Source organism: Serratia sp. CY40230 (assembly GCF_052168835.1).
Lineage (GTDB): Bacteria > Pseudomonadota > Gammaproteobacteria > Enterobacterales > Enterobacteriaceae > Serratia > Serratia nematodiphila.
Map to the genome: position 1 here is coordinate 541,013 of NZ_JBJNLX010000001.1, position 24,648 is coordinate 565,660.

Sequence of the window (24,648 nt, forward strand, 5' to 3'; positions counted from 1 at the left end):
GTAAAGCGCCTGCGACGTAATAAACCCCGCCGCATTCGCTCAATAACGCAACATTCATGCCAACTGCCCGTGTTAAAAAATCGATGAAACTCACACTTCGCTCATCAGCCTGATTTAACAAGGTTGCACAAAGTTGCAACATGCAGGATATTGTCTGCATTCTTAACCCACACATCTCACGAACCTATCCCAACAGGCTTTCCGGCCTGCTGTTTGTCTAGCCTGATGGGATAGGTTCTAAACACAGGAGTTGGACAGGCATGGGCACTACCACAATGGGTGTGAAACTCGACGAGGCAACACGCGACCGGATCAAGAGCGCCGCGCAGCGCATCGATCGCACGCCGCACTGGCTCATCAAGCAGGCCATCTTTAATTACCTCGAGCGTCTCGAGAGCGGTACCGATATCCCTGAAATTCCAGCGCTGGCCGCAGCGGGCCAGCCTGAAGCGGACGACATTATGCCGCAAGCGCAGGAAGAGTCACACCAGCCATTCCTCGATTTCGCCGAACAAATTCTGCCGCAGTCGGTGACCCGCGCCGCCATCACCGCCGCCTATCGCCGCCCGGAGACCGAAGCGGTGCCGATGTTGCTCGAACAGGCGCGATTACCCGCCGATCTTGCACAGGCTACTCATAAAATGGCCTATGGCATCGCCGAGAAATTGCGTAACCAAAAAAGTGCAAACGGCCGCGCCGGCATGGTGCAAGGCCTGCTGCAAGAGTTCTCCCTCTCCTCGCAGGAGGGCGTGGCGCTGATGTGCCTGGCGGAAGCGCTGCTGCGCATTCCGGACAAACCGACCCGCGATGCCCTGATCCGCGACAAGATCAGCAACGGCAACTGGCATTCGCACCTGGGGCGCAGCCCGTCGCTGTTCGTCAACGCCGCGACCTGGGGCCTGCTGTTTACCGGCAAGCTGGTGTCCACGCATAACGAAGCCAATCTGTCCCGATCGCTGAACCGCATCATCAGCAAGAGCGGCGAACCGCTGATCCGCAAAGGCGTGGACATGGCGATGCGCCTGATGGGCGAACAGTTCGTGACCGGCGAAACCATCGCCGAAGCGCTGGCCAACGCGCGCAAGCTGGAAGAAAAAGGCTTCCGCTACTCCTACGACATGCTGGGCGAAGCCGCCCTGACCGAAGCCGATGCTCAGGCCTACCTGGTTTCCTACCAGCAGGCGATCCACGCCATCGGCAAAGCCTCCAACGGCCGCGGCATCTATGAAGGCCCCGGCATCTCCATCAAGCTGTCCGCCCTGCACCCGCGCTACAGCCGCGCGCAGTACGAACGCGTCATGGAAGAGCTTTACCCGCGCCTGCTGTCGCTGACCCTGCAGGCACGTCAGTACGATATCGGCATCAATATCGACGCCGAAGAGGCCGATCGCCTGGAGATCTCGCTCGATCTGCTGGAGAAACTGTGCTTCGAGCCGCAGTTGGCCGGCTGGAACGGCATCGGCTTCGTGATCCAGGCCTATCAGAAACGCTGTCCGTTCGCCATCGACGCGGTGATCGACATGGCGCAACGCAGCCGCCGCCGCCTGATGATCCGTCTGGTGAAAGGCGCCTACTGGGACAGCGAAATCAAACGCGCCCAGATGGACGGCCTGGAAGGCTACCCAGTCTACACCCGCAAGGTGTACACCGACGTTTCCTACCTGGCCTGCGCCCGCAAGCTGCTGTCGGTGCCGAACCTGATCTATCCGCAGTTCGCGACCCACAACGCCCATACGTTGAGCGCCATCTATCACCTGGCCGGCAACAACTACTACCCTGGCCAGTATGAATTCCAGTGCCTGCACGGCATGGGTGAGCCGCTGTACGAGCAGGTGGTGGGTAAAGTGGCCGACGGCAAACTGAACCGCCCTTGCCGCATCTACGCGCCGGTCGGCACCCATGAAACGCTGCTGGCTTACCTGGTGCGTCGCCTGCTGGAAAACGGCGCCAACACCTCGTTCGTCAACCGCATCGCCGACGCCACCCTGCCGCTCGACGAGCTGGTGGCCGATCCGGTCAGCGCCGTGGAAGCGCTGGCGGCCAGCGAAGGTCAAATTGGCCTGCCGCATCCGCGCATCCCGCTGCCGCGCGAGCTGTACGGCGAGAAACGCGTTAACTCCAGCGGTCTGGATCTGTCCAACGAACAGCGTCTGGCCTCGCTCTCCAGCGCCCTGCTCACCAGCGCCAGCCATCCGTGGCGCGCGGAACCTATCATCGATGCCGAATTGGATCAGGGCGTGGAGCAGCCGGTGATCAACCCGGCCGAGCCGGGCGATGTGGTCGGCTATGTGCGTGAAGCCACCGAAGGCGAAGTCAGCCGCGCGCTCGACGCCGCCGCGGCCGCCGGCCCAATTTGGTTCGCTACGCCGCCGACGGAACGCGCCGCGATCCTCGAACGCGCCGCCGAACTGATGGAAAGCCAGCTGCAAAGCCTGCTGGGCATTCTGGTGCGCGAAGCGGGTAAAACCTTCAACAACGCCATCGCCGAAGTGCGTGAAGCGGTCGACTTCCTGCACTACTACGCCGGCCAGGTGCGCGACGACTTCGCCAACGACAGCCACCGCCCGCTGGGCCCGGTGGTTTGCATCAGCCCGTGGAACTTCCCGCTGGCGATCTTCACCGGCCAAATCGCCGCCGCGCTGGCTGCGGGCAACAGCGTGCTGGCCAAACCGGCCGAGCAAACGCCGCTGGTGGCCGCGCAGGCGGTGCGCATCCTGCTGGAAGCCGGCATTCCGCAAGGCGTGCTGCAGCTGCTGCCGGGCCAGGGTGAAACCGTCGGCTCGACGCTGGTCAACGACGCCCGCGTCCGCGGCGTGATGTTTACCGGCTCCACTGACGTCGCCGGCATTCTGCAGCGCAGCATCGCCGGTCGTCTGGATCCGCAAGGCCGTCCGACGCCGCTGATCGCCGAAACCGGCGGCCTGAACGCCATGATCGTCGACTCTTCCGCCCTGACCGAGCAGGTGGTGACCGACGTGGTGGCCTCCGCCTTCGACAGCGCCGGCCAGCGTTGCTCCGCACTGCGTATCCTGTGCATTCAGGAAGACGTGGCCGAGCACACGCTGCAAATGCTGCGCGGCGCGATGGCCGAATGCCGCATGGGTAACCCGGAGCGCTTGTCCACCGACGTGGGCCCGGTGATCGACGCCGAAGCCAAAACCGGCATCGAACGCCACATCCAGGCGATGCGCGCCAAAGGCCGCAAGGTGTACCAGGCCGCCAAAGGCAGCGCGCAGGATGAGAAAGAGTGGGCGCGCGGCACCTTCATCAAGCCGACGCTGATCGAGCTCGACAGCTTTGACGAGCTGCAAAAAGAGATCTTCGGCCCGGTGCTGCACGTGGTGCGCTTCCAGCGCAACAATCTGGACGCGCTGGTCGATCAGATCAACGCCGCCGGTTATGGCCTGACGCTGGGCATTCACACCCGTATCGATGAAACCATCGCCCGGGTGACCGAACGCGCCAAGGTCGGCAACCTGTACGTCAACCGCAACATGGTCGGCGCAGTGGTCGGCGTGCAGCCGTTCGGCGGCGAAGGCCTGTCGGGCACCGGCCCGAAAGCCGGCGGCCCGCTGTACCTGTACCGTCTGCTGGCTAACCGTCCGGACGACGCGCTGCAACGCACGCTGCACCGCCAGGACGAAGAGCGCCCGATGGAAGCCACCGCGCGGCCGCAGCTGTTGGGTGCGCTGCAATCGCTGGAGAAATGGGCGGTCACCAGCCAACAAGGCGAACTGGCGGCATTGGCGCAGCGCTATGCGGAACTGGGCCAGGGCGGCACCGTACGTCCGCTGCCGGGCCCGACCGGCGAGCGCAATACCTATGCCCTGCTGCCGCGTGAACGCGTGCTGTGCCTGGCGGATAACGAAGCCGACGCGCTGATCCAGCTGGCCGCCGTGCTGGCGGTTGGCAGCTGTGCGCTGTGGCCGGAAGCGGAACTGCAGCGCAATCTGTTCCGCCGCTTGCCGAACGATGTGCAGGCGCGCATCGCCTTCAGCAAAGACTGGCAGCAGGACAAGGTCGAGTTCGACGCCGCCATCTACCACGGCGATGCCGACCAGCTGCGCACCCTGTGCGAGCAGATCGCCCAGCGCGGCGGCGCCATCGTCTCGGTGCAGGGCTTCGCCCACGGAGAAACCAACATCCTGTTGGAACGCCTGCTGATCGAACGTTCGCTGAGCGTCAACACCGCCGCCGCCGGCGGTAACGCCAGCCTGATGACCATCGGTTAACGCATCCTCAAGGCGGCAATACATTGCCGCCTGATTTGCTAACCGCTACGCAAACCCTGCACTTGTGCAGGGTTTTTTATTGTCCGCAGCCCGGTCAGCCGTTAGCGTATTAATCTTCTTGCCTGAGAGTGTGTATGGTGTGTAGATTAAGGACAATAACATCGTGAAGAGTTCAGAACTGATTGCGCTGCTGGAAAGCCGCGGTTGGGTATTGCGGCGGGTAAAAGGCAGCCACCATCAATTCAAACATCCCGATTTTGCGCTGATCATCACCGTGCCGCATCCAAAGAAAGATCTCAAGCTGGGCACGCTGCGGCAGATACTTAAAGACGCGGAGTTAAGTGCGCTTCACATCGCCACGCGTTAACAGGAGAGACCATGTTTTATCCCGCTTATATCCATACAGAATCAAACGGCAGCGCCAGCGGTTTCTTTCCCGACGTCCCTGGCTGCTACTTCGCCGGCACCAGCCTGGACGACGCTTTTGCCGATGCCCAAAACGCACTGGATGCGCACTTTGAGTTGTTGAGCGAAGACAATCAACCGCTACCGCGCCCACATGCCGTCGCAGCCCATCTTGCCAAAGGTGCGGGATCCTTCGAGGGAGGACAATGGCTATTGGTCGCTATCAATATGGATAAATTTGACGGCCGAGCCGAACGGATTAACATCACGTTGCCCCATCGCCTGTTAAGTCGCATTGACTCTCTGGTTCGGCAACATCCGGGATACGGCAGCCGCAGCGGATTTCTCGCTGCCGCCGCGCGCAATGAATTGTTGAAAGCGGAGTGAATGCAGTCGGGGGAAACGCCCCCGACGCCTTATTGATTCCGGAACTTGTCGAGGAATTGCTGGGTGCGCTGATGCTGCGGATTGGCGAACAGCGCTTTGGCCGGGCCCTGTTCGACGATGCGGCCGTGATCCATAAAGATAACCCGATCGGCCACGTCGCGAGCGAAGCTCATTTCATGGGTGACGATCACCATGGTGCGTTTCTCTTCCGCCAGTGAACGCATGGTATTGAGCACTTCTCCCACCAGCTCGGGATCGAGCGCCGACGTCGGCTCGTCGAACAAAATCACCTCCGGCTGCATCGCCAGCGCGCGCGCGATCGCCACCCGCTGCTGCTGCCCGCCGGACAGCCGACGCGGATAAGCCGCCTCTTTGCCGCTCAGCCCCACCTTGGCCAGCAACGCGCGAGCGCGCTGTTCGGCGCTGGCTTTCGCCTCGCCTTTAACGATAACCGGCCCTTCAATGATGTTTTCGAGCACCGAACGGTGCGGAAACAGGTTGAAGTTCTGGAACACGAAACCGACCTGCTGGCGCAGCGCGCGCACCTGATTTTTCTGTTTGCTCAACGGCTTGCTGCCGTCGATCAGGATATCGCCGACGCGAATGGTGCCGGAATCCGGCTCCTCCAGCAGGTTGATGCAGCGCAACAAGGTGGTTTTCCCTGAGCCGCTCGGGCCGATGATCGCCACCACTTCACCGGCGTCCACCGCCAGATCGATCCCATGCAGCACCGTCTGACCTTTGAACTGCTTGGTCAATTGCTTAACTTCAATGGCACTCATGCGTTACTCCTGATCCTGGCGATTAACGTGGGCTTCCAGACGGTTTTGCAGTGCGGAAAGCAGGGTCGCCATCACCCAGTAAATCAGCGATGCCGCCAGGTACATGGTGAACACTTCCAGCGTGCGCGAGGTGATGAGCTGCGCCTGGCGGAACAGTTCCGGCACCTGAATGGTAGCGGCCAGCGAGGTGTCCTTCACCAGGCCGATAAAACTGTTGCCCAGCGGCGGCAAGGCGGTGCGCGCCGCCTGCGGCAGGATCACCCGGCGCAGGGTTTGCCAACGGGTCATGCCGATGCTGGCGGCGGCTTCCCACTGCCCTTTGTCGATCGACGAAATCGCCGCGCGCAGCGTTTCTGAGGTGTAGGCGGCGGTATTGAGCGACAGGCCAATCAGCGCCGCCGGGAAAGGATCGAATTCGATGCCGAACTGCGGCAGACCGTAGTAGATCATAAACAGCTGGGCGATCAGCGGCGTGCCGCGGAACAGCGATACGTAAATGCGCGACAGCCATGACAGCGGCCAAAGCGGCGATAGGCGCATCAGCGCCAGCAGAAACCCCAGCAACAGGCCGAACGCCATACCGCCCAAGCTAAGCTGCAGCGTCAGTATGGCGCCCTTCAATAAAAATGGCGCTGAATCCAGCGCCAGTTGAATACTTTCGTGCATTATTTAGTTACGTCCGCGCCAAACCATTTCTCGGAGATCTTCGCCAGCGTGCCGTCTTTTTGCATCTCGGCGATCGCCTGGTCAATCGCGGCCAGCAGCTCTGGGTTATTCTTGCGCAGCGCCACGCCGGACTCCTGGCGGGAGAAGGCCGGGCCGGCCACCGCCAGCGTATCGCCGGTTTTCTTCACCAGATCCAGCGCCGCCAGGCGATCCACCAGAATGGCGTTGATGCGGCCGACGCGCAGATCCTGATACTTGGTCGGGTCGTCGTCGTAGGTGCGCACGTCCACGCCCTGCACATTCTCGCGCAGCCATTGCTCATAGTTGGTGCCCAGGCCAACGCCGACCTTTTTGCCCTTCAGGTCATCCGGCTTGGTAATGGTGCCTTCGTTGCCCTTTTTCACCAGCGCCTGAATACCGGAAATGGTGTAAGGGGTGGAGAAATCATATTTCTTCTTGCGCTCATCGGAGAGCGTCACCTGATTGATGACCACGTCGATGCGCTTCGAATCCAGAGAAGCCAGCATGCCGTCCCATTTGGTCGGGTTCAGCTTGGCTTTCACGCCCAGATGTTGCGCCAGCGCGTTGGCGAAATCCACTTCGAAACCGGTCAATTTGCCGTCTTCCCCCTGGAAGCTGAACGGCGGATAGGTGCCTTCCAGCCCAACGATCAGCGTGCCGCGCTGTTTCACCTGCTGCAGCAGGTTATCGGCGGCGTAGGTTTGCGTCGTCACACCGGCGGCCAACGCAATACCCACCACGCCCAACAACCATTGACGACGAACTTTCGCAAACATCATAAACACCCCTGTATGTTGTTTATCTTTTTTGATATCAGCACTTTAACAGTGCAACCGCCCGCATAAAGGAATATAACCTTATAAATATAGTTCAAAATGGAATAACACGCGGTGTTTACACCTGCGGATGGTAGGCGAACAGCGCCGGCGCACCGCCGGTGTGAACGAACAGGATGGGACCTTCGTCGCGGAAACGCCGCTGGGCGATGCCGTCGATCAAACCGGCCATCGCCTTGCCGGTGTATACCGGATCCAGCAACACGCCCTCTTGCTGCGCCAACAGCTGCACCGCCGCCATGCCTTCTTCATTCGGCATGCCGTACTGCGGCGCGAAGTAATCGTCCCACAGCGCGATCGGCGCCAGTTCGTCGATATTCAGCGAACAGGCCAGGGCCTTTTGGATCTGCTCAACCTTCGGCAGCTGATCGATCACGGTGCGCGAAACCGTCACGCCGATCAGCTCGGTTTCCGGCAACAGCTGCTGCAGCCCCACCGCCAGCCCGGCGTGGGTACCGGCGCTGCCGGACGCCACCACCACCGAACTGAACGCCACGTTGCTGCGTTGGCTCTGTTCGGCGATTTCCAATGCGCACTGCACGTATCCCAGCGCGCCCAGCGCATTGGAGCCGCCCACCGGCACCACGTAAGGCCGGAAGCCCTGCGCCTCGAGGCGCGTCGCCAGTTCCGCCAGCTGCTGCTGCGGATCGTGCAGCGCTTCGCACATCACCACTTCGGCGTTGAACAGGCCGAGCAACAGACGGTTGCCGTTGGTCAGGTAGTTTTCCGCGCGGGTATCGATCGGGTTTTCCAGCAACGCGACGCAGTGCAGGCCCAGTTTCGCCGCCACCGCCGCCGTCTGGCGCACGTGGTTGGATTGAATGGCGCCGGCGGTGACCAGCGTATCGGCGCCTTGCCGCAGCGCATCGGCGGCCAAAAACTCAAGCTTTCTCAGCTTGTTGCCGCCCATCGCCATAGGCGTGACATCGTCACGTTTAAGGTAAATTTCACGGCCGAGGTAATCGGAGAGACGGGACAGTTTTTCCAGCGGTGTGGCGACGCCAACCAGATCCAGACGCGGAAATTGCGCCAGTTGTTGTTGCAGGTTCACTACTTCCCCCCAGGGAATCGAATATCAACATCTGATAACCGATAGATTTAGCAGATGTGAACTGAATAATCATCCTTTATCACGGGGGAAACAGCAGACCCCGGCCCAGTGGCCGGGGAAAGTCTCAGTAGCTGCGCTGCCAGGCGAGATACTGATCGTACTTGCGCAGCGCAATGCGGTAGTTGTTGTGTGCCGCGGTAGGCAGATCGTCGATGATGCGCTGATGGCTGGCGCTGTTGGCGAATTTGTCCGCCGGGTAATTCCGCGCCACCAGCATTTCATCCAGCCGGCGCAGCCGCACCACGTACTCGCGAATGGTGCTGTGGCTCATCTCGGTCTGTTCGAACAGATACTGCTTGAACGCCATAATGTCGAAATAACTCGGGTGGCTGTTGCAGGAAATCTCGCTGCAAAAGCGGCACAGCGCGGTCAGCTCGTGCTGCACGTTTTGCCAGACCGCATCGTCGATCGGCTGATCCATGCGCGCGATGGCTTCTTTATTGATTATCTTGCCGCGAAACACCAGCGCCATGCGGTCCAACAGTTTGCCGCACTGGGAGCAATGGGTCTGGCTGTGCTTGTAATCTTTCAGGTAACGGCTAAGCGGCCGTTTCTTCAACAGTATTCCTGGCATAAGGGGCAGTCCGATTGTCGCATGAGTCATCGAGTTGGGGGCGGCGCTCCGCCGTCAGGTATCGTTCGCCAGCCGCGCGCGCAGCCGTTTGATCGCCTGACTGTGCAGTTGGCTGACGCGGGATTCCCCCACGTCCAGCACGGCGCCGATCTCTTTGAGATTCAACTCTTCCTGGTAATACAGCGTCAGCACCATTTTTTCGCGCTCCGGCAACGCCTCGATGGCGTCGATCACCCGCTGGCGCAGGCTGCCTTCCAACAGGTGATGCAGCGGGTTGGCCTCTTCATGCCCTTCCAGCATCGGTTCCGCGTTCTCGCCATGCTCCTCGCGCCATTCGTCGTAGGAGAAAAGCTGGCTGTTATTGGTGTCCAACAGAATTTGACGGTACTCATCCAGCGAGATGTTCAGCGTCTGCGCCACTTCCGTCTCGCTCGCCGGACGGCCGTAACGCTGTTCCAGTTGCCGCATCACCTGCGCGACCTCGCGCGCGTGGCGCCGCACGCTGCGCGGCACCCAGTCGCGGCTGCGCAACTCGTCGAGCATCGCGCCGCGAATGCGCTGCACCGCATAGGTGGTAAAGGCGGTTCCCTGTAGGGCGTCATAACGCTCAACGGCGTTTAATAGCCCGATTCCCCCGGCCTGCAACAGGTCGTCAAGCTCCACGCTGGCGGGCAGCCTGACCTGCAGGCGCAACGCCTCGTGGCGCACTAACGGCACGTAGCGCAACCAGAGAGAATTTTTGTCCATCACGCCTTCGGCGGTATACAGATCGCTCACTATGTCTTAAACCTGCGGATAAGAGAGTCAGCGCTATTATGCGTAGGGGGCAGAATGCCAATCGGCTGAACAGTCGCACAAAACGGGCTTTATTTGCGCCATGTAATAACCGCGCGGTGCGCGAGCATAAAAAAACCCCGCCGAAGCGGGGTTTCTTTGCGACAGTTAATCGGGAGAGACGATTAACGCAGCAGGGACAGGACGTTCTGAGTAGACTGGTTAGCCTGTGCCAGAACAGAGGTGCCAGCCTGTTGCAGGATGTTGGCACGGCTCATGTTGGACACTTCGGTCGCGTAGTCAGCATCCTGGATACGAGACTGAGAAGCAGCCAGGTTGTTCACGGTGCTGTTCAGGTTGTTGATAACAGAATCGAAACGGTTCTGTACCGCACCCAGGGAAGAACGCAGACCGTCAACCTGTGCCAGCGCTTTGTCCAGGGTATCCAGTGGGTTTTTGATGGTAACAGCGGCGCCGGCAGTTACTTTGCCGTCATCAGCAATAGTAGCGGCTTTGTAAGTTTTGGTGCCGTCAGCAGCGGTAGTCTGTACGTAGTTTACTGCTTTACCGTCTTTATCTTTACCGGAGACCAGTACTTCGCCTTTAGAAGCATCCAGACCAGATGCAGCAGCATCATAAGCTACATCTTTAGAGGCACCCTTCACCATGGTACCGTCAGCAACAGCGGCGCCAACAGATGGACCTTTGTCGGTCACGTTGAAGGTGTCCAGGCCCAGTTGCTTAGCGTCGATTTTTTTCAGGTCGATATCGATGGTTTCACCGTCGTTAGCGCCAACCTGGATGGTCAGTTTCTGATCGCTGCTCAGCACTTTCACGCCGTTGAAGTCAGTCTGCTCGGAGATACGGTTGATTTCAGACAGACGCTGAGTGATTTCGTCCTGGATGGATTTCAGGTCGCTGGTGGAGTTAGAACCGTTCTGCGCCTGTACGGTCAGACGACGGATGTTCTGCAGGTTGTCGTTAACTTCGTTCAGTGCGCCTTCAGTGGTCTGCGCCAGAGAGATACCGTCGTTGGCGTTACGGGAAGCCTGAGTCAGGCCTTTGATGTTAGCGGTGAAACGGTTGGAGATCGCCTGACCCGCAGCATCGTCTTTCGCGCTGTTGATACGCAGACCGGAAGACAGACGCTCAATCGCAGTGCCCAGAGAAGACTGAGATTTGTTCAGGTTGTTCTGCGCCATCAGAGACAGGCTGTTAGTGTTGATTACTTGTGCCATTGTTTGCTTTCCTTACGAGTCAGTTGCGTTCTTCGCAACACGGTTAAAAGGTTCGGGCTTGTTTGCCCACGGCGTCAACCACCGTCCCCTCAGGTATCGGCCCTCCCCTAACAACCTTTAGCAATTTTTTAAAATTTTTTGCGCCCGTTGCAATGGCGGAAATAACGCGCTTTTTCCCTCCTCTATTGCGCCATCGTTTTTTTGTTTTTTTCGGTAAACTTTTTCACCACTGGGCCGATAACGCGTAAAGCGAATAAAGTCATAATCAAGGAGAATTACTCATGGCAACGATCAGTTCATTAGGTCTCGGCTCAGGACTCGACCTCAATGGCTTGCTGGATAAGCTGACCAAAGCGGAACAACAGCGTCTGACCCCTTACACCACCAAGCAATCCAGCTACAACGCCCAGCTGACCGGTTACGGCACGTTGAAAGGCGCGCTGGAAAAATTCGACAATCTCAGCAAAGAGATGGCGAAAGAAGATTTCTTCAAGGCCACCACCGCCACCGAACACGACGCCTTCAAGATCACCACCAACGCCAAGGCGGTGCCGGGCAACTACGTGGTGGAAGTGAACAAACTGGCGCAGGCGCAAACCCTGACCACGCAGGCGAAAGTCAGCGACCAGGGCGCTAAGTTGGGCGCTGAAGGCGTGACAGACCGTTCCCTGACCATCACCGCCGGCAACCCGCCGAAAGCCACCAAGATCCCACTGAGCGACGATCAAACCTCGCTGGTTGAGCTGCGCGACGCCATCAACGGCGCCAAAGCCGGCGTCACCGCCAGCATCATGCGCGTCGGCGACAACGACTATCAGTTGGCGGTCAGCTCTTCCACCACCGGCGAAAACAACAAGATTTCTCTGCAGGTCGATAACGACGACCAACTGGGCGATATCCTGAACTACAACGCCACCCGCGGCACCGGCACCGCCATGAAGCAGACGGTCGCGCCGCAGGATGCTGAGCTGACGGTGAACGGCACCGCTATCAAGCGCAGCACCAACTCGATCAGCGATGCCCTGCAAGGCGTCACCATCGATCTGAAAACCAAAACCAAAACCGATGAACCGCAGCACCTGGTGATCAGCACCAACACCGCCGGCACCACCGACAAGATCAAAGAGTGGGTCGACAGCTATAACTCGCTGCTGGACACCTTCAACGCGTTGTCCAAGTTCACCCCGGTGAAAACCGGCGAAGCGCCAAACCCAACCAACGGCCCGCTGCTGGGCGACAACACCCTGCGCGGCATTCAGTCGTCGATCAAAAGCGCGCTGAGCGCAGCCCAGGACAACCCGGAGTTAAAAGGCCTGGGCAACCTCGGCATTTCCACCAACACCAAAACCGGCAAGCTGGAAATCGACAGCGCCAAGCTGAAGAAAGCGATGGATGAGAAGCCGGATCAAGTCAGCAACTTCTTCGTCGGTAACGGCAAAGACACCGGCATGGCCACCGAGATCCACAACGAGATCCAGAACTACATCAAATCCGGCGGCATCATCGAGAACTCGACCAAAAGCATCAACACCAACCTCGATCGCCTGAACAGCCAGATCACGACGGTCACCGCCAGCATTCAGAACACCATCGATCGTTATAAACAACAGTTCGTTCAGCTGGATACCATGATGTCGAAAATGAACGGCACCAGTAACTATTTGGCTCAACAGTTCAAGTAACCCTTTAACAAGGTAAAGAAAACAGCATGTATAACCGTAGCGGCACTCAGGCCTATGCACAGGTCAGTCTGGAAAGCGGCGCCATGAGCGCCAGCCCGCACCAGTTAATCGTGATGTTGTTCGACGGGGCGCTCAGCGCCCTGCTTCGCGCACGCATCCTGATGAACCAGGGCGATATCGCCGGCAAAGGTATGGCGCTGTCCAAAGCCATCAATATCATCGACAACGGCCTGAAAAGTGGCCTCGATCCTCAGCAGGGCGGCGAGATCGCCGAAAATCTGGCGGCATTGTACGACTACATGAAGCGTCGACTGATGCAGGCCAACCTGCACAACGACGAAGCGGCGATCGCCGAAGTGGTTAAACTGCTGGAAAACATCGCCGACGCCTGGCGCCAGATCGGCCCTAACTACCAACCTTCGCAGGACGCCGTGTAATGGAACGTCAACAGCAGCTGTTAGCCGCTTATCAACAAATTTATAGCCTGAGCAGCCAGATGATCGCGCTGGCGCAAACCGGGCGCTGGGAGGAGCTCGTCGAGCTCGAATTCGCTTACGTGACGGCGGTGGAAAAAACCGCCGCCTTTACCGGGCAAGCCGGCCCGTCCATGGCGCTGCAGGAGATGTTGCGCAATAAGTTGCAACAGATCCTCGACAACGAAACCGAGCTCAAGCGTCTGTTACAGCAGCGAATGGATGAGCTGAAGATGCTGATCGAACAGTCCACGCGCCAGAACGTGGTCAACAATACCTACGGCCAGTTTCATGATCGTGCGCTGTTGCTGGGGGAACCACAGGTCCGATAAGATCGACAATACTGACGAAAATGGATTAAATAGCACTATGCGCTATTACCCTCGGGTTACGTTAGGATATTAATCTATGGCATTTGAATTATTCAGTTTATGGGTAATTGGTAAAATGCGCGCTTCGAGCCTGGCTCTCACTTTAATGGATAAACATCATCCCGACACGGACGTTTTCTGTTCAGCAGGAAATTGATTTTTGATAGATAAAACACGCCGCTGTGTTTCACGGCCCATGGAAAAATGTTGCTCCAACGCTGATCAAAGCGTAAAGATATTCTCAGATAATGGCTGCGAAATGAATATCGATGGAACGTACAATTAATCTCTGTCCTGGAATTGGCGCCTCAGCGCACATCATTCAGCATACTGAATTATTATTCCCTTCAGTCTATTTTGAGCAACCACATCTGTATCTGATACAACAAGGCCATAAGCGCGTACGCTGGCAACAACACGAAGTGGTCGCTCATCCCGGCGAGCTGTTGATTATCGACGGCGGGCAAACGGTGGACATTATTAACGGCCCGTCCGAAGACGGCGTATTCAGCTGTCAGTTGCTGACCTGCGATCCCCTGTTGCTCACCGTCCAACCTCCGGCGGAGGAAACGCCGGCGCCGATGCCGTTCGAGGCCGTCCTGGCGCTGCGCAACCTGCCCTGCGCCCTCAAGCACAGTTTTGAAACCACCGGTCTGGCGCTGACGCTGCGGCAACGCTTTCCCACCATCATCGTGCGGCATAAAATGCTGGAAATTCTGCTGTGGCTGGCCCAATTCGGCATTCGCTTTATTCACAACGAAGCCAAGGATCTGACGCAACGCGTGCGCCGCTGCCTGGCGACCGACCCGCACAGCATTTGGACGGCGGCCAAAGTCGCGGAAAGCCTGTCGATGAGTGAAGTGATGTTGCGCCGCAAACTGTCGATGGAAAATACGGCATTGCGCAATCTGATGATCGACGTGCGCATGAGTAGCGCGCTGGCCCTGCTGCAGTCGACCGACTGGCCGATCTCCGCCATCGCGCAACATGTGGGTTATGAAAGCGCATCGCGTTTCGCCGAACGTTTTCGCAAACGCTTCGGTTTCGCGCCTACCGCCATTCGCGGCCATCAAAGGATTATGGAACCCGGTTCTCAGGGCGTTGAGGCGATGGTCGCCGGAGAAACATAAATAGACGCGCAACAAAATGGCTTTATTTAACACAAGTCCCTAACGGTTGTAACACCACGGAGATACGCTAAGCAACGCCCATCCGCCGAACAGCGAATTAAATGATGCGTAATGAAAAGCGATTATTTTCTCTGGCAATAATTTTGTTGGGGTTGTGGCTGTTAGCCTTACTGAATGAAGAAGAGATGATGCGTTTACTGGCCGCACAATAAAACGGCCAGTTTTTTATCGTCTGGTCAGACTTCAGTCCAGTTTAACCAGAACGCCAATTAATACCGCCAGCAGCGCCAACATTAAAATACTGATCAGACGCCATCTGGATTCGCTTTTCGTGCTCATTGACCGGCCTCGAATAATAACCCTACTAATCACGTCATAATAAACGGTCACCTGCGCATTCAATAAACCTGACAGCACCATTTTCTGCCCTCTATTCGGTACATTAGTCGGTTGTGGCACCGGCCATTAGCGATGCGATACCCACGGTGCCGCAAGCGCCAATTTTCCCGGCAGCTCCGCCACCAGCTTGTCTACCGCCAGCCGCACCTTGAGCGGCTGGTAAGGCATATAGGGCCACACGACGTTCACCGGGAAACTGAGGCTGGACTCACCGCGCATGATCTCCACCAACGTCCCCGCCATCAAGCGCTCGCGCACCAGCCACTCCGGCAGCCAGGCAATACCGGCGCCGGCGGACACCGCATCGACGATCCCCTGCATGTCATCCATCATCATCTTGGCCGGTGGCCTGAACGACCGCAGCTCGCCGTTTTCGCCGCGAAGCTGCCAGGGCAGCACGGCGCCGGCGTGCAGATACCCCACCGCCTGATGTCGGCTTAACGCCTCTACCGTTCTCGGTTCACCGCAGCGCTGCAGATAACCGGGCGAGGCGCACAGCAGCATGCCGTGTTCGCCCAAGCGCCGGGCAACCAGGCTGCCGCTGTCCGCCAGTTCGCCAATGCGCACCGCCAGATCGAACCCCTCGTCGACGAGATCGATCCTGCGGTCGCTGAATGAAATCTCCAGCGTCAGTAAGGGATGCTCATTCGCCAGCGCCGTCAACACGGGCGCAATGCACAAATGGCCAAACAGCACCGGCACCGAGACTCTGAGCCGGCCGCTGACCTGCATCTTGCCGCTGTCGAGCTGGTTTTCCGCCGCCTGAATGTTTGCCAACGCCTGCCGGCAGTGCTCATAGTACAGCGCCCCTTCATCCGTCAGGCTCAGGCTGCGCGTGGTGCGCATAAACAACATCACGCCAAGCCGAGCCTCGAGACGCGACACGATTTTGCTGACCGCAGAGCGCGTCAGATGCAGTTTCTCTGCGGCGGCGGCGAAACTGCCGCCTTCCGCCACGGCGACAAACGCCGGCAGCGCACTCAGATCGCTTTTCATCTTAATGTTGCCAATATGGAATCAATTTAGTGAAAACCTATCACCACTGGTGAACCTCAAGCAATGATAACCTGCAGTCATTCCGAATCCCCGGTGAAAACCACAGATGACCGTCAGAGGACAACAGCATGAAAAAAATACTGGTACTCAAATCCAGCATTATGGGAAATGACTCGCAGACCAATAACCTGATTGACCGCTATCTGGCGGCGCGTAAGGCGAAAGGACACGAAGATCGGATCGTCGAACACGATCTGACGGCGTTGGATCTGCCGGTATTGGACGGCGAGCTGTTCGGTGCGTTGCGCGGCGCGGAAAACATCAGCCCACGCGCCAAAGCGGCGGTGGCGCTCTCCAACCAGCTGATTGCCGAACTGAAAGAGAGCGATCTGCTGCTGCTCGGCGCGCCGATGTACAACCTCAACGTCCCGACCCAGTTGAAAAACTGGTTCGATCTGGTGGCTCGCGCCCGGATGACCTTCAACTATACCGCCACCTACCCGGTGGGGTTGGTGGAAGGCGTCAATGCGCTGGTATTCAGTTCACGCGGCGGCATGCACGCCGGGCATCCGACCGATGCCGTAACGCCCTACCTGCGTTCGGTGCTGGGGCTGATGGGGATCGGCGACGTGCAATTTATCTATGCCGAAGGGCTGGACATGAAACCGCACGGCCGCGATCAGGGGCTGGCGAACGCCCACCAGCGGATCGCGGAATTGGCGGGCTGAAGCAAACGTACGGCAGCATTGATTTGTTATAACATAACAAATATGATAATCGCGTTGACGCCACCTCGAGCGGCTGTCGACGCTCCTACATGACATAAATGTTTTATCGCACCTTCAGCCAGCTATTTCGATAGCTGGTTTTTTTTTGTTCCTTATAGCATATTTTTCACACAATGGATTCACAGCGGGCCCATTGTAGCCTCTGGAAACACAATCTATGATAACAACACTTGGTTGAAGATTGCTTTCAATAGCCAGAGACAACGCACACGTCAATTCCCGCATCCCCCCAGAAAGTAAGGGAGAAGCACCTGCAGTAAATGGAATATTAACGAACTCCAAGCTTCTTACTATCGTTCAAGGTAGATTGTCACAACCAGCATCAGTATCTGATGTAGATGCGATGCGGAAAAAATGGCTAATATGCAGGCAGAAAAATTCCGGCGCGTTGTTTTCGATATACTTAACGACCTATATTGCAAGGAAAAGTGATGGTTGATAATGCTGAAGATGACATTCCATGCGTTGTAGAAATAATCCGCAGAATAAATGAAGGATCGACGCAGCCATTCTTGTGCCGGTGTAACGATGATCGGCTCTATGTTGTTAAATCCAGACCATCAATGCCACCAAGGAACCTATTGGCTGAGTTCGTCTCTGGGTGCATTGTTGAAGACATCGGACTCCCTATACCCGACTTCAAGATAGTGAACATTCCCGAGGAAGTCATTGAATACGTTCCGGATCTCGAACAGCAAATATCGCCTGGACCGGCGTTTGCATCACTTTACATAGAAGGAGCTGCATCTCTAACCTTTAGCCAGTCAAGAGATGAATCAGTTATCCCTGTAGATGAGCAAAAATTAATCTATGTAATTGATAAAACTGTATTAAATGCTGACAGAACACTCACTGAAAAAGGTGGCAATGTCAACATTTTGTATGATTTTGGCAATAGTAAATATTATCTAATTGACCATAACCTATCCTTTGATCAGAATGCTTCAGAGGCTGATTTTTCTGTCCATGTTTATGCTCCTAACAGCAGAAACTGGCGTATAGACATGGTCGACAGAGTTGAGTTGCGAGAGAGGGTTCTTGAAACTCTTAGTAGGATGCCACACTTCTTGGATGACATTCCTGATGAGTGGATTGATGACGCATTTTCCCCGGTCATAGACAACACGTTAGACCGGACTGAAACAGATGAGTTTTGGAGCACCTTAGAATGACCACACCGTGTCTTTACAGCATTGTGAGATATGCCCCTTATGCGGAGACTGAAGAGTTTGCCAACGTCGGTGTGGTCTTATGCGCTCCAAAAGCAGGCTTCTTTGACTTCAAAATCACTAAGCGCAATGATGCGAGAGTCAAATGTTTCTTTCATGACGACAAAATCTTCCCCATCGCCAAGACGGCAATCGGTACCGAACTCAAGATTGCTAAATATAAATTAAATCAATTTACGCATTTTGGTGATAAAGATTTCGCTAACTTCTTCAGAAATCTCACCGCAAGAAAGGAGTCAATTTTCCACTTTAGCCAAACTCGCGTAGTCCTTAGTCAAGATCCTGCCACAGAGTTGGTCAGAATCTATGACAAGTATGTCAACCACTCAACTTACACGGAAGAACGCCGAGAAGATGTGTTGGCCAAAGAATTAAAATGCGCTTTTGATCGAGTAAGCGAACTGCGCAATGCTTTCAAACCCACATCTATCAAAGGAAATCTATCGAAGTTTACTATGCCTCTCGTTGCAAAAGTTGAAGGGCAAGTTAAGTGCGCAATCAAACCGTTAGCATTCACACAAGATGAGCCGGGTAAGATGATGGAGCATGGTGATGCGTGGATCATGCGTATAACCAGAGCTTCAGAAGAGGGCTTGCTCTCTGCTGATGATGTCCTATTTACCCTAGACGAGCCAATGTGCGTTACGGCAAGACAGAAGAAGGCTCTCGACAATATCAAGAGAGCTATGGATCTGAAAGGCATCAACCACATTGATGCATCTGATAAAGCAGACACTATAAACTTCGCTAAGCGAATTCTTCACAGCTTTAACTAAGCACTGGCTCACCGTTGTGGGCCAACCTTGCCCTGCACGCACAATGAGTTGGTAATAACGTCAGAAAAGTAACTATTATTCCGAGGGCTCTATGGGGTAGCGCTGGGATGATACCTTACTTCGAGAAGGGTTCTGGCATTGAAAGGCTTACCAATCGCGGCATTCTAGCCCCTGTCTGCCAGCACCGGCTCCCACTTTCTTGCTCAACAGAGGGAACACGTTTCTACCCAGATGGTTTACCAAGTTTATGGATCATGGATGGCAGAAAACAACCATGACCAGATCAACCTGTTGAACCAGAAATTAACGGAGTTTGCCCCATCAGTGCCCCACGCCGCTATTAACTAGTGACATTTCCCTTTTAAATCAAAGAAATTAACCAATCACACCGGCATATTCATGATGTCCTGGTAGGCCGCCACCAGTTTGTTGCGCACCTGCACGCCCAGTTGCAAAGAGACCGACGATTTCTGCAGATCGACCATCACATCGTTCAGGCTGATGCCTGGCGCGCCCAGCTCGAAATCCTGCGCCTGTTTGCGCGCCGTTTGCTGGGTCTCGCTGATCTTGCCGAGCGCCGCGGTCAGTTCGCTGGCGAAGCTGACGCCCTGCGGCGCCGCATTCTGCCCCATCTTGCCGGCCTGAACCGCCATGGTCTGCATCTGCTGCAGTACCCCTTCAATGCCCTGAATCGCCATCTGGTCCTCAATCATCTCGTCTCGCCGGGTGACGTTTTCACCCTGCACTTCTCCAATGATGCACACCCTAGCACAGCGTTTTCGGACCTAAAGCGGTTAATTAACTGCAAAAAACCCGGCTTATCGGGCAATCGGAATTGTCTGATAAGGCGAATAATGGCCTGCCCAGAAATGGGAGCGCCGCTATTTAGAAGATATGTGTATCAGGGAGTCTGTTTTGTCACACAACGCTAACCATACCGTTCATCAGCCTGGCAGGGAGCTGCTCAGCGGCCCGTACGGGATCGTGAGCGCCATTGAAGGACGAGACCTAAAATGAGTGCTTCGATAACCGCCGGCGAAAGCCGCGACAACGGCCTGCAGGCCATCTGGAACCGTCTGCGCGCCAACCCGAAAATTCCGTTGCTGGTCGCCGCTTCCGCCGCGATCGCGATCGTCGTCGCGCTGCTGTTGTGGGTGAAAAGCCCCGACTACCGCGTGCTGTACAGCAATCTGAACGACCGCGACGGCGGCGCCATCGTCACCCAGCTGACGCAGATGAATATCCCTTACCGCTTTGCCGAGAATGGCGCGGCGCTGCTGATCCCGGCGGAAAAGGTGCATGAAACCCGTCTGCGTCTGGCGCAGCAAGGGCTGCCGAAAGGCGGCGCCGTCGGCTTCGAACTGCTGGATCAGGAAAAATTCGGCATCAGCCAGTTCAGCGAGCAGATTAACTATCAGCGCGCCCTCGAGGGCGAGCTGTCGCGCACCATCGAATCGCTGGGGCCGGTGCAAAACGCCCGCGTTCACCTGGCGCTGCCTAAACCCTCGCTGTTCGTGCGCGAACAGAAATCCCCTTCCGCCTCGGTAACGCTCACCCTGCAACCCGGCCGTGCGCTGGACGACGGCCAGATCAACGCCATCGTTTATATGGTGTCGAGCAGCGTCGCCGGCCTGCCGCCGGGCAACGTGACCGTGGTCGATCAGGCCGGCCGCCTGCTGACTCAGTCCGACGGCACCGGGCGCGATCTCAACGCCTCGCAGCTGAAATACGCCAACGAAGTGGAAAACGGCTTCCAGCGCCGCATCGAAGCGATCCTCGCCCCGGTGGTCGGCAGCGCCAACGTGCGTGCGCAGGTCACGGCGCAGATCGATTTCGCCACGCGCGAACAAACCGATGAACAGTACCAGCCGAACCAGCAGCCGGACAAAGCCGCTATCCGCTCCCAGCAAACCAGCCTGAGCGAGCAGATCGGTGGGCCGCAGGTGGGTGGCGTGCCGGGCGCGCTGTCCAACCAACCGAGCGCGCCGGCCACCGCGCCGATTGAAACCGCCAAGCCGGCCACCGCGGCAGGCAACAACGCCAACGCCACCGCGCAAAACGCCGCGGCCACCCGCAGCGCGGCGGCCAGCGGCGTGCCGCAAAATACCCGACGCGACGCGACCACCAACTACGAGCTCGACCGCACCATTCGCCATACCCAGCAAAAAGCCGGCACCGTGCAGCGTCTGTCGGTCGCCGTGGTGGTCAACTACCTCGGCGTAGACAAAGACGGCAAACCGCAGCCGATGAGCAAAGAACAGCTGGCGCAGATCGAAGCGCTGGTGCGCGAAGCGATGGGCTACTCCAGCAGCCGCGGCGATACCCTGAACGTGGTCAACACACCGTTTACCGACAGCCAGGTGACCGGCGGTGAACTGCCGTTCTGGCAAAGCCAGTCGTTTATCGATCGCCTGATCGACGCGGGCCGCTACCTGCTGGTGCTGCTGGTGGCCTGGCTGCTGTGGCGCAAACTGGTGCGGCCGCAGCTGCAACAGCGCCAGGCCGCGCAACAGGCCGCCCTCGCCGCCGCCAACGCCCCTGCCGCCAAAGCGGTCGACAGCAACAAACCGAGCAACGAGGAGCTGGCGCAGCGTCGCAAATCGCAGCAGCGCGTCAGCGCAGAAGTCCAGAGCCAGCGGATCCGCGATCTGGCTGACAAAGACCCGCGCGTGGTCGCTCTGGTAATCCGCCAATGGATGAGTAACGAGATATGAGCCTGACCGGAACCGACAAAAGCGCCATCTTGCTGATGACGCTGGGTGAAGATCGCGCGGCGGAGGTGTTCAAACACCTCTCCTCGCGCGAAGTACAGCTGCTGAGCGGCACCATGGCCGGCATGAGCCAGGTTTCACACAAACAGCTCGGCGAGATACTGACCGAGTTTGAAGACGACGCCGAGCAATACGCGGCGCTGAGCGTCAACGCCAGCGACTACCTGCGCTCGGTGCTGGTCAAGGCGCTGGGCGAAGAGCGCGCCGCCAGCCTGCTGGAAGACATTCTCGAATCGCGCGAGACCACCACCGGCATGGAAACGCTCAACTTTATGGAGCCGCAGAGCGCCGCCGATCTGATCCGCGACGAACACCCGCAGATCATCGCCACCATTCTGGTGCACCTCAAACGCGGCCAGGCGGCGGACATCCTGGCCCTGTTCGACGAACGCCTGCGCAACGACGTGATGCTGCGTATCGCCACCTTCGGCGGCGTGCAGCCGGCGGCGTTGGCGGAGCTGACCGAAGTGCTGAACAACCTGCTCGACGGTCAGAACCTCAAGCGCAGCAAAATGGGCGGGGTGCGCACCGCTGCCGAGATCATCAACCTGATGAAAACCCAGCAGGAAGAAGCGGTCATCGACGCGATGCGCGAATACGACGGCGAGCTGGCGCAGAAGATCATCGACGAGATGTTCCTGTTCGAAAACCTGGTGGAAGTCGACGATCGCAGCATCCAACGCCTGCTGCAGGAAGTGGAAGGCGAGTCGCTGCTGATCGCGTTGAAAGGCGCCGAACAGCCGCTGCGCGAGAAGTTCCTCAAGAACATGTCGCAACGTGCCGCCGACATCCTGCGCGACGACCTGGCCAACCGTGGGCCGGTGCGCATGTCGCAGGTGGAGAACGAGCAGAAAGCCATCCTGCTGGTGGTAAGACGCCTGGCGGAAACCGGCGAAATGATCATCGGCGGCGGCGAGGACACCTATGTCTGATCGCATTAACACCCTGCCCTGGCAGCCCTGGTCGCTCAACGATTTGGGCGAACAGAAACCGGTTCTCGACCTGCCGCCATTGCCGGATCTCGAACTTGACGATCCGTCGCCGGACGCGCAGGCCGAATTGCAGCAGCAGCTGGCGACGCTGCGCCTGCAGGCGGAGCAACAGGGCCAGCAACTGGGCTATGCCGACGGCCAGCAAAAAGGGTACGAGGCCGGTTTTCAGTCCGGTCTGGAGGAAGGCCGCCAGCAGGGGCTGCTGGAAGCGCAGCAGCAGCAACAGCCGCTGACCGCCCACTGGCAGCAGCTGGTCACCGAATTCCAGCACACGCTGGACGCGCTCGACAGCGTGATCGCGTCACGGTTGATGCAGCTGGCGCTGACCGCCGCCAAACAGGTGCTGGGCCAGCCGCCGGTGTGCGACGGCACCGCCCTGCTCGCGCAGATCCAACAGCTGATTCAACAGGAGCCGATGTTCAACGGCAAGCCGCAGCTGCGGGTGCACCCGGACGACTACCCCCGCGTCGAGCAGCAGTTGGGGGTTACCCTCAGCCTGCACGGCTGGCGCCTGCTGGCGGACGGCGAACTGCATCCGGGCGGCTGCAAGGTCAGCGCCGAGGAAGGCGATCTCGACGCCAGCCTGGCGACGCGCTGGCATGAACTGTGCCGCCTGGCGGCACCGGGAGAAGTCTGATGACAGCGCGTCTCGGCCGCTGGCTGAGCTCTCTGGATACGCTGGAAAAGCGCATCGCCCGCGCGCCGACGGTGCGCCGCTACGGTCGCCTGACCCGCGCTACCGGGCTGGTGCTGGAGGCCACCGGCCTGCAGCTGCCGCTCGGCGCGACCTGCCTCATCGAACGGCACGACGCCGGTGAAGTGCAGGAAGTGGAAAGCGAAGTGGTCGGCTTCAACGGCCAGCGGCTGTTCCTGATGCCGCTGGAAGAAGTGGAAGGCATCGTGCCGGGCGCGCGGGTTTACGCCCGCATCGCGCCGGAAGGCCAAAGCGCCGGCAAACAGCTGCCGCTCGGCCCGGCGCTGCTGGGGCGCGTGCTCGACGGCAGCGCCAAACCGCTCGACGGCCTGCCCTCCCCGGAAACCGGTTACCGCGCGCCGCTGATCACCGCGCCGTTCAACCCCTTGCAGCGCACGCCAATTGAGCAGGTGCTGGACGTGGGGGTGCGCACCATCAACGGCCTGCTGACCGTCGGGCGCGGCCAGCGCATGGGCCTGTTCGCCGGCTCCGGCGTCGGTAAGAGCGTGCTGCTCGGCATGATGGCCCGTTATACCCAGGCGGATGTGATCGTCGTTGGTCTGATCGGCGAGCGCGGCCGCGAGGTCAAAGACTTTATCGAGAACATTCTCGGTGCCGAAGGCCGCGCGCGCTCGGTAGTGATCGCCGCGCCGGCGGACGTGTCGCCGCTGCTGCGCATGCAGGGGGCGGCTTACGCCACCCGCATCGCCGAAGATTTCCGCGATCGCGGGCAGCATGTGTTGCTGATCATGGACTCCCTTACCCGCTACGCCATGGCGCAGCGTGAGATCGCCCTGGCCATCGGCGAGCCGCCGGCGACCAAAGGCTATCCGCCTTCGGTCTTCGCCAAGCTGCCTGCGCTGGTGGAACGCGCAGGCAACGGCATCAGCGGCGGCGGTTCCATCACCGCCTTCTACACCGTGTTGACCGAGGGGGACGATCAGCAAGACCCGATAGCTGACTCGGCGCGCGCCATCCTCGATGGCCACGTGGTGCTGTCGCGGCGGCTGGCAGAGGCCGGCCACTACCCGGCTATCGACATCGAAGCGTCAATCAGCCGCGCCATGACGTCGCTGATCGACGAAGAGCATTATCGCCGGGTTCGCACCTTCAAACAGATGCTGGCCAGCTATCAACGCAACCGCGATCTGATCAGCGTCGGCGCCTACGCGGCGGGCAGCGATCCATTGCTGGACAAAGCGATGACGCTGTATCCGCAGATGGAAGCCTACCTGCAGCAGGGTATCTTCGAACGCAGCGGCTATGATGAAGCCTGTCAACAGCTGCAGCAGTTGATTGTTTAACGTCACAGAGGCGCAGA

23 protein-coding genes and 2 pseudogenes are annotated in these 24,648 nt (G+C 58.3%); 16 read left to right on the forward strand and 9 right to left on the reverse strand.

Annotation, left to right across the window (positions count from 1 at the left end):
- Positions 1–260: 260 nt before the first annotated feature.
- The 3 genes from putA to ACJ8IJ_RS02545 all read left to right on the forward strand — a co-directional run bounded on the left by putA (position 261) and on the right by ACJ8IJ_RS02545 (position 5,024).
- Complete coding sequence (gene putA / locus ACJ8IJ_RS02535) at positions 261–4,232, forward strand: trifunctional transcriptional regulator/proline dehydrogenase/L-glutamate gamma-semialdehyde dehydrogenase (RefSeq protein ID WP_234722540.1); 3,972 nt, start codon at positions 261–263, stop codon at positions 4,230–4,232.
- A gap of 163 nt (positions 4,233–4,395) precedes the next feature.
- The gene (locus ACJ8IJ_RS02540; RefSeq protein ID WP_048323972.1) at positions 4,396–4,599 is read left to right on the forward strand and encodes a type II toxin-antitoxin system HicA family toxin; all 204 of its coding nucleotides are present in this window, start codon (positions 4,396–4,398) and stop codon (positions 4,597–4,599) included.
- A gap of 11 nt (positions 4,600–4,610) precedes the next feature.
- Complete coding sequence (locus ACJ8IJ_RS02545) at positions 4,611–5,024, forward strand: type II toxin-antitoxin system HicB family antitoxin (RefSeq protein ID WP_265260819.1); 414 nt, start codon at positions 4,611–4,613, stop codon at positions 5,022–5,024.
- 29 nt (positions 5,025–5,053) lie between these two features.
- Here ACJ8IJ_RS02545 and tcyN read toward each other — a convergent pair whose 3' ends face one another.
- From tcyN to ACJ8IJ_RS02580, 7 genes are all read right to left on the reverse strand, one after another.
- On the reverse strand, positions 5,054–5,806 hold the full coding sequence (gene tcyN / locus ACJ8IJ_RS02550) for an L-cystine ABC transporter ATP-binding protein TcyN (protein ID WP_015378232.1): 753 nt from the start codon (positions 5,804–5,806) through the stop codon (positions 5,054–5,056).
- A gap of 3 nt (positions 5,807–5,809) precedes the next feature.
- Entirely contained in the window at positions 5,810–6,472 is a 663-nt protein-coding gene (gene tcyL / locus ACJ8IJ_RS02555) for a cystine ABC transporter permease (protein ID WP_015378233.1), read from the reverse strand.
- Positions 6,472–7,272, reverse strand: coding sequence for a cystine ABC transporter substrate-binding protein (gene tcyJ / locus ACJ8IJ_RS02560; RefSeq protein WP_004934749.1), 801 nt, complete (start codon positions 7,270–7,272; stop codon positions 6,472–6,474). Before tcyJ ends, tcyL begins: the two co-directional genes overlap by 1 nt.
- Before the next feature lie 115 nt (positions 7,273–7,387).
- Entirely contained in the window at positions 7,388–8,380 is a 993-nt protein-coding gene (locus ACJ8IJ_RS02565) for a D-cysteine desulfhydrase (RefSeq protein WP_004934750.1), read from the reverse strand.
- 124 nt (positions 8,381–8,504) lie between these two features.
- Positions 8,505–9,014, reverse strand: a complete 510-nt coding sequence (gene fliZ, locus ACJ8IJ_RS02570) for a flagella biosynthesis regulatory protein FliZ (RefSeq protein ID WP_004934751.1) — start codon at positions 9,012–9,014, stop codon at positions 8,505–8,507.
- Positions 9,015–9,068: 54 nt separating this feature from the next.
- A complete protein-coding gene (locus ACJ8IJ_RS02575; RefSeq protein WP_004934752.1) occupies positions 9,069–9,791 on the reverse strand; it encodes an RNA polymerase sigma factor FliA in 723 nt (240 codons plus the stop codon).
- Between the two features lie 182 nt (positions 9,792–9,973).
- The gene (locus ACJ8IJ_RS02580; RefSeq protein WP_004934753.1) at positions 9,974–11,026 is read right to left on the reverse strand and encodes a flagellin FliC; all 1,053 of its coding nucleotides are present in this window, start codon (positions 11,024–11,026) and stop codon (positions 9,974–9,976) included.
- 281 nt (positions 11,027–11,307) lie between these two features.
- Between ACJ8IJ_RS02580 and fliD the strand changes: the two genes are divergently transcribed.
- From fliD to ACJ8IJ_RS02600, 4 genes are all read left to right on the forward strand, one after another.
- Positions 11,308–12,708 carry a flagellar filament capping protein FliD gene (gene fliD / locus ACJ8IJ_RS02585; RefSeq protein ID WP_033645722.1) on the forward strand — a complete coding sequence of 467 codons (1,401 nt, stop codon included), beginning with the start codon at positions 11,308–11,310 and terminating at the stop codon, positions 12,706–12,708.
- Positions 12,709–12,734: 26 nt separating this feature from the next.
- A complete protein-coding gene (gene fliS / locus ACJ8IJ_RS02590; RefSeq protein ID WP_004934758.1) occupies positions 12,735–13,145 on the forward strand; it encodes a flagellar export chaperone FliS in 411 nt (136 codons plus the stop codon).
- Complete coding sequence (gene fliT / locus ACJ8IJ_RS02595) at positions 13,145–13,513, forward strand: flagella biosynthesis regulatory protein FliT (RefSeq protein WP_004934765.1); 369 nt, start codon at positions 13,145–13,147, stop codon at positions 13,511–13,513. Before fliS ends, fliT begins: the two co-directional genes overlap by 1 nt.
- A gap of 308 nt (positions 13,514–13,821) precedes the next feature.
- On the forward strand, positions 13,822–14,682 hold the full coding sequence (locus ACJ8IJ_RS02600) for a helix-turn-helix transcriptional regulator (protein ID WP_015378238.1): 861 nt from the start codon (positions 13,822–13,824) through the stop codon (positions 14,680–14,682).
- Between the two features lie 465 nt (positions 14,683–15,147).
- Here the strand turns inward: ACJ8IJ_RS02600 and ACJ8IJ_RS02605 are convergent, their stop codons facing one another.
- Complete coding sequence (locus ACJ8IJ_RS02605; protein WP_440484286.1) at positions 15,148–16,077, reverse strand: LysR substrate-binding domain-containing protein; 930 nt, start codon at positions 16,075–16,077, stop codon at positions 15,148–15,150.
- Positions 16,078–16,205: 128 nt separating this feature from the next.
- Between ACJ8IJ_RS02605 and ACJ8IJ_RS02610 the strand changes: the two genes are divergently transcribed.
- The 5 genes and pseudogenes from ACJ8IJ_RS02610 to ACJ8IJ_RS02630 form a co-directional block, all read left to right on the forward strand.
- Positions 16,206–16,805 carry an FMN-dependent NADH-azoreductase gene (locus ACJ8IJ_RS02610; protein WP_021504082.1) on the forward strand — a complete coding sequence of 200 codons (600 nt, stop codon included), beginning with the start codon at positions 16,206–16,208 and terminating at the stop codon, positions 16,803–16,805.
- Positions 16,806–17,213: 408 nt separating this feature from the next.
- Positions 17,214–17,297, forward strand: a pseudogene (locus tag ACJ8IJ_RS02615) (Arc family DNA-binding protein); the annotation flags it as partial.
- Positions 17,297–18,037 carry a HipA family kinase gene (locus ACJ8IJ_RS02620; RefSeq protein ID WP_442518240.1) on the forward strand — a complete coding sequence of 247 codons (741 nt, stop codon included), beginning with the start codon at positions 17,297–17,299 and terminating at the stop codon, positions 18,035–18,037. The pseudogene ACJ8IJ_RS02615 and the gene ACJ8IJ_RS02620, both read left to right, overlap by 1 nt.
- Positions 18,034–18,870: a DUF3037 domain-containing protein gene (locus ACJ8IJ_RS02625; RefSeq protein WP_274864340.1), complete on the forward strand. Its 837-nt coding sequence runs from the start codon at positions 18,034–18,036 to the stop codon at positions 18,868–18,870. The genes ACJ8IJ_RS02620 and ACJ8IJ_RS02625 overlap by 4 nt, the downstream gene beginning before the upstream one ends.
- Positions 18,871–19,012: 142 nt before the next feature.
- Positions 19,013–19,218 (forward strand): annotated as a pseudogene (locus tag ACJ8IJ_RS02630) (integrase); the annotation flags it as partial.
- Between the two features lie 35 nt (positions 19,219–19,253).
- Here ACJ8IJ_RS02630 and fliE read toward each other — a convergent pair.
- Positions 19,254–19,568 (reverse strand): flagellar hook-basal body complex protein FliE, encoded by a 315-nt coding sequence (gene fliE / locus ACJ8IJ_RS02635; RefSeq protein ID WP_004934773.1) that lies wholly within the window; start codon positions 19,566–19,568, stop codon positions 19,254–19,256.
- A 315-nt stretch (positions 19,569–19,883) separates the two neighbouring features.
- Between fliE and fliF the strand changes: the two genes are divergently transcribed.
- From fliF to fliI, 4 genes are read left to right on the forward strand one after another with little or no spacing between them, the layout of a single operon-like run.
- Positions 19,884–21,584: a flagellar basal-body MS-ring/collar protein FliF gene (gene fliF, locus ACJ8IJ_RS02640; RefSeq protein WP_049188406.1), complete on the forward strand. Its 1,701-nt coding sequence runs from the start codon at positions 19,884–19,886 to the stop codon at positions 21,582–21,584.
- Complete coding sequence (fliG, locus tag ACJ8IJ_RS02645) at positions 21,581–22,573, forward strand: flagellar motor switch protein FliG (RefSeq protein WP_004934775.1); 993 nt, start codon at positions 21,581–21,583, stop codon at positions 22,571–22,573. The genes fliF and fliG overlap by 4 nt, the downstream gene beginning before the upstream one ends.
- Entirely contained in the window at positions 22,566–23,270 is a 705-nt protein-coding gene (gene fliH / locus ACJ8IJ_RS02650; RefSeq protein ID WP_044031017.1) for a flagellar assembly protein FliH, read from the forward strand. The genes fliG and fliH overlap by 8 nt, the downstream gene beginning before the upstream one ends.
- On the forward strand, positions 23,270–24,631 hold the full coding sequence (gene fliI / locus ACJ8IJ_RS02655; protein WP_004934781.1) for a flagellar protein export ATPase FliI: 1,362 nt from the start codon (positions 23,270–23,272) through the stop codon (positions 24,629–24,631). Before fliH ends, fliI begins: the two co-directional genes overlap by 1 nt.
- The last annotated feature ends 17 nt before the right edge of the window (positions 24,632–24,648 follow it).

What these genes read in the sequence shown, in the direction of transcription:
- putA (WP_234722540.1), top strand. Translation starts at nt 261, where the DNA reads ATGGGCACTACCACAATGGGTGTGAAACTCGACGAGGCAACACGCGAC.
- ACJ8IJ_RS02545 (WP_265260819.1), top strand. Translation starts at nt 4,611, where the DNA reads ATGTTTTATCCCGCTTATATCCATACAGAATCAAACGGCAGCGCCAGC.
- tcyN (WP_015378232.1), bottom strand. Translation starts at nt 5,806, where the DNA reads ATGAGTGCCATTGAAGTTAAGCAATTGACCAAGCAGTTCAAAGGTCAG.
- tcyL (WP_015378233.1), bottom strand. Translation starts at nt 6,472, where the DNA reads ATGCACGAAAGTATTCAACTGGCGCTGGATTCAGCGCCATTTTTATTG.
- tcyJ (WP_004934749.1), bottom strand. Translation starts at nt 7,272, where the DNA reads ATGATGTTTGCGAAAGTTCGTCGTCAATGGTTGTTGGGCGTGGTGGGT.
- fliZ (WP_004934751.1), bottom strand. Translation starts at nt 9,014, where the DNA reads ATGCCAGGAATACTGTTGAAGAAACGGCCGCTTAGCCGTTACCTGAAA.
- ACJ8IJ_RS02580 (WP_004934753.1), bottom strand. Translation starts at nt 11,026, where the DNA reads ATGGCACAAGTAATCAACACTAACAGCCTGTCTCTGATGGCGCAGAAC.
- fliD (WP_033645722.1), top strand. Translation starts at nt 11,308, where the DNA reads ATGGCAACGATCAGTTCATTAGGTCTCGGCTCAGGACTCGACCTCAAT.
- fliS (WP_004934758.1), top strand. Translation starts at nt 12,735, where the DNA reads ATGTATAACCGTAGCGGCACTCAGGCCTATGCACAGGTCAGTCTGGAA.
- fliT (WP_004934765.1), top strand. Translation starts at nt 13,145, where the DNA reads ATGGAACGTCAACAGCAGCTGTTAGCCGCTTATCAACAAATTTATAGC.
- ACJ8IJ_RS02600 (WP_015378238.1), top strand. Translation starts at nt 13,822, where the DNA reads ATGGAACGTACAATTAATCTCTGTCCTGGAATTGGCGCCTCAGCGCAC.
- ACJ8IJ_RS02605 (WP_440484286.1), bottom strand. Translation starts at nt 16,077, where the DNA reads ATGAAAAGCGATCTGAGTGCGCTGCCGGCGTTTGTCGCCGTGGCGGAA.
- ACJ8IJ_RS02610 (WP_021504082.1), top strand. Translation starts at nt 16,206, where the DNA reads ATGAAAAAAATACTGGTACTCAAATCCAGCATTATGGGAAATGACTCG.
- ACJ8IJ_RS02620 (WP_442518240.1), top strand. Translation starts at nt 17,297, where the DNA reads ATGGTTGATAATGCTGAAGATGACATTCCATGCGTTGTAGAAATAATC.
- ACJ8IJ_RS02625 (WP_274864340.1), top strand. Translation starts at nt 18,034, where the DNA reads ATGACCACACCGTGTCTTTACAGCATTGTGAGATATGCCCCTTATGCG.
- fliE (WP_004934773.1), bottom strand. Translation starts at nt 19,568, where the DNA reads ATGGCGATTCAGGGCATTGAAGGGGTACTGCAGCAGATGCAGACCATG.
- fliF (WP_049188406.1), top strand. Translation starts at nt 19,884, where the DNA reads ATGAGTGCTTCGATAACCGCCGGCGAAAGCCGCGACAACGGCCTGCAG.
- fliG (WP_004934775.1), top strand. Translation starts at nt 21,581, where the DNA reads ATGAGCCTGACCGGAACCGACAAAAGCGCCATCTTGCTGATGACGCTG.
- fliH (WP_044031017.1), top strand. Translation starts at nt 22,566, where the DNA reads ATGTCTGATCGCATTAACACCCTGCCCTGGCAGCCCTGGTCGCTCAAC.
- fliI (WP_004934781.1), top strand. Translation starts at nt 23,270, where the DNA reads ATGACAGCGCGTCTCGGCCGCTGGCTGAGCTCTCTGGATACGCTGGAA.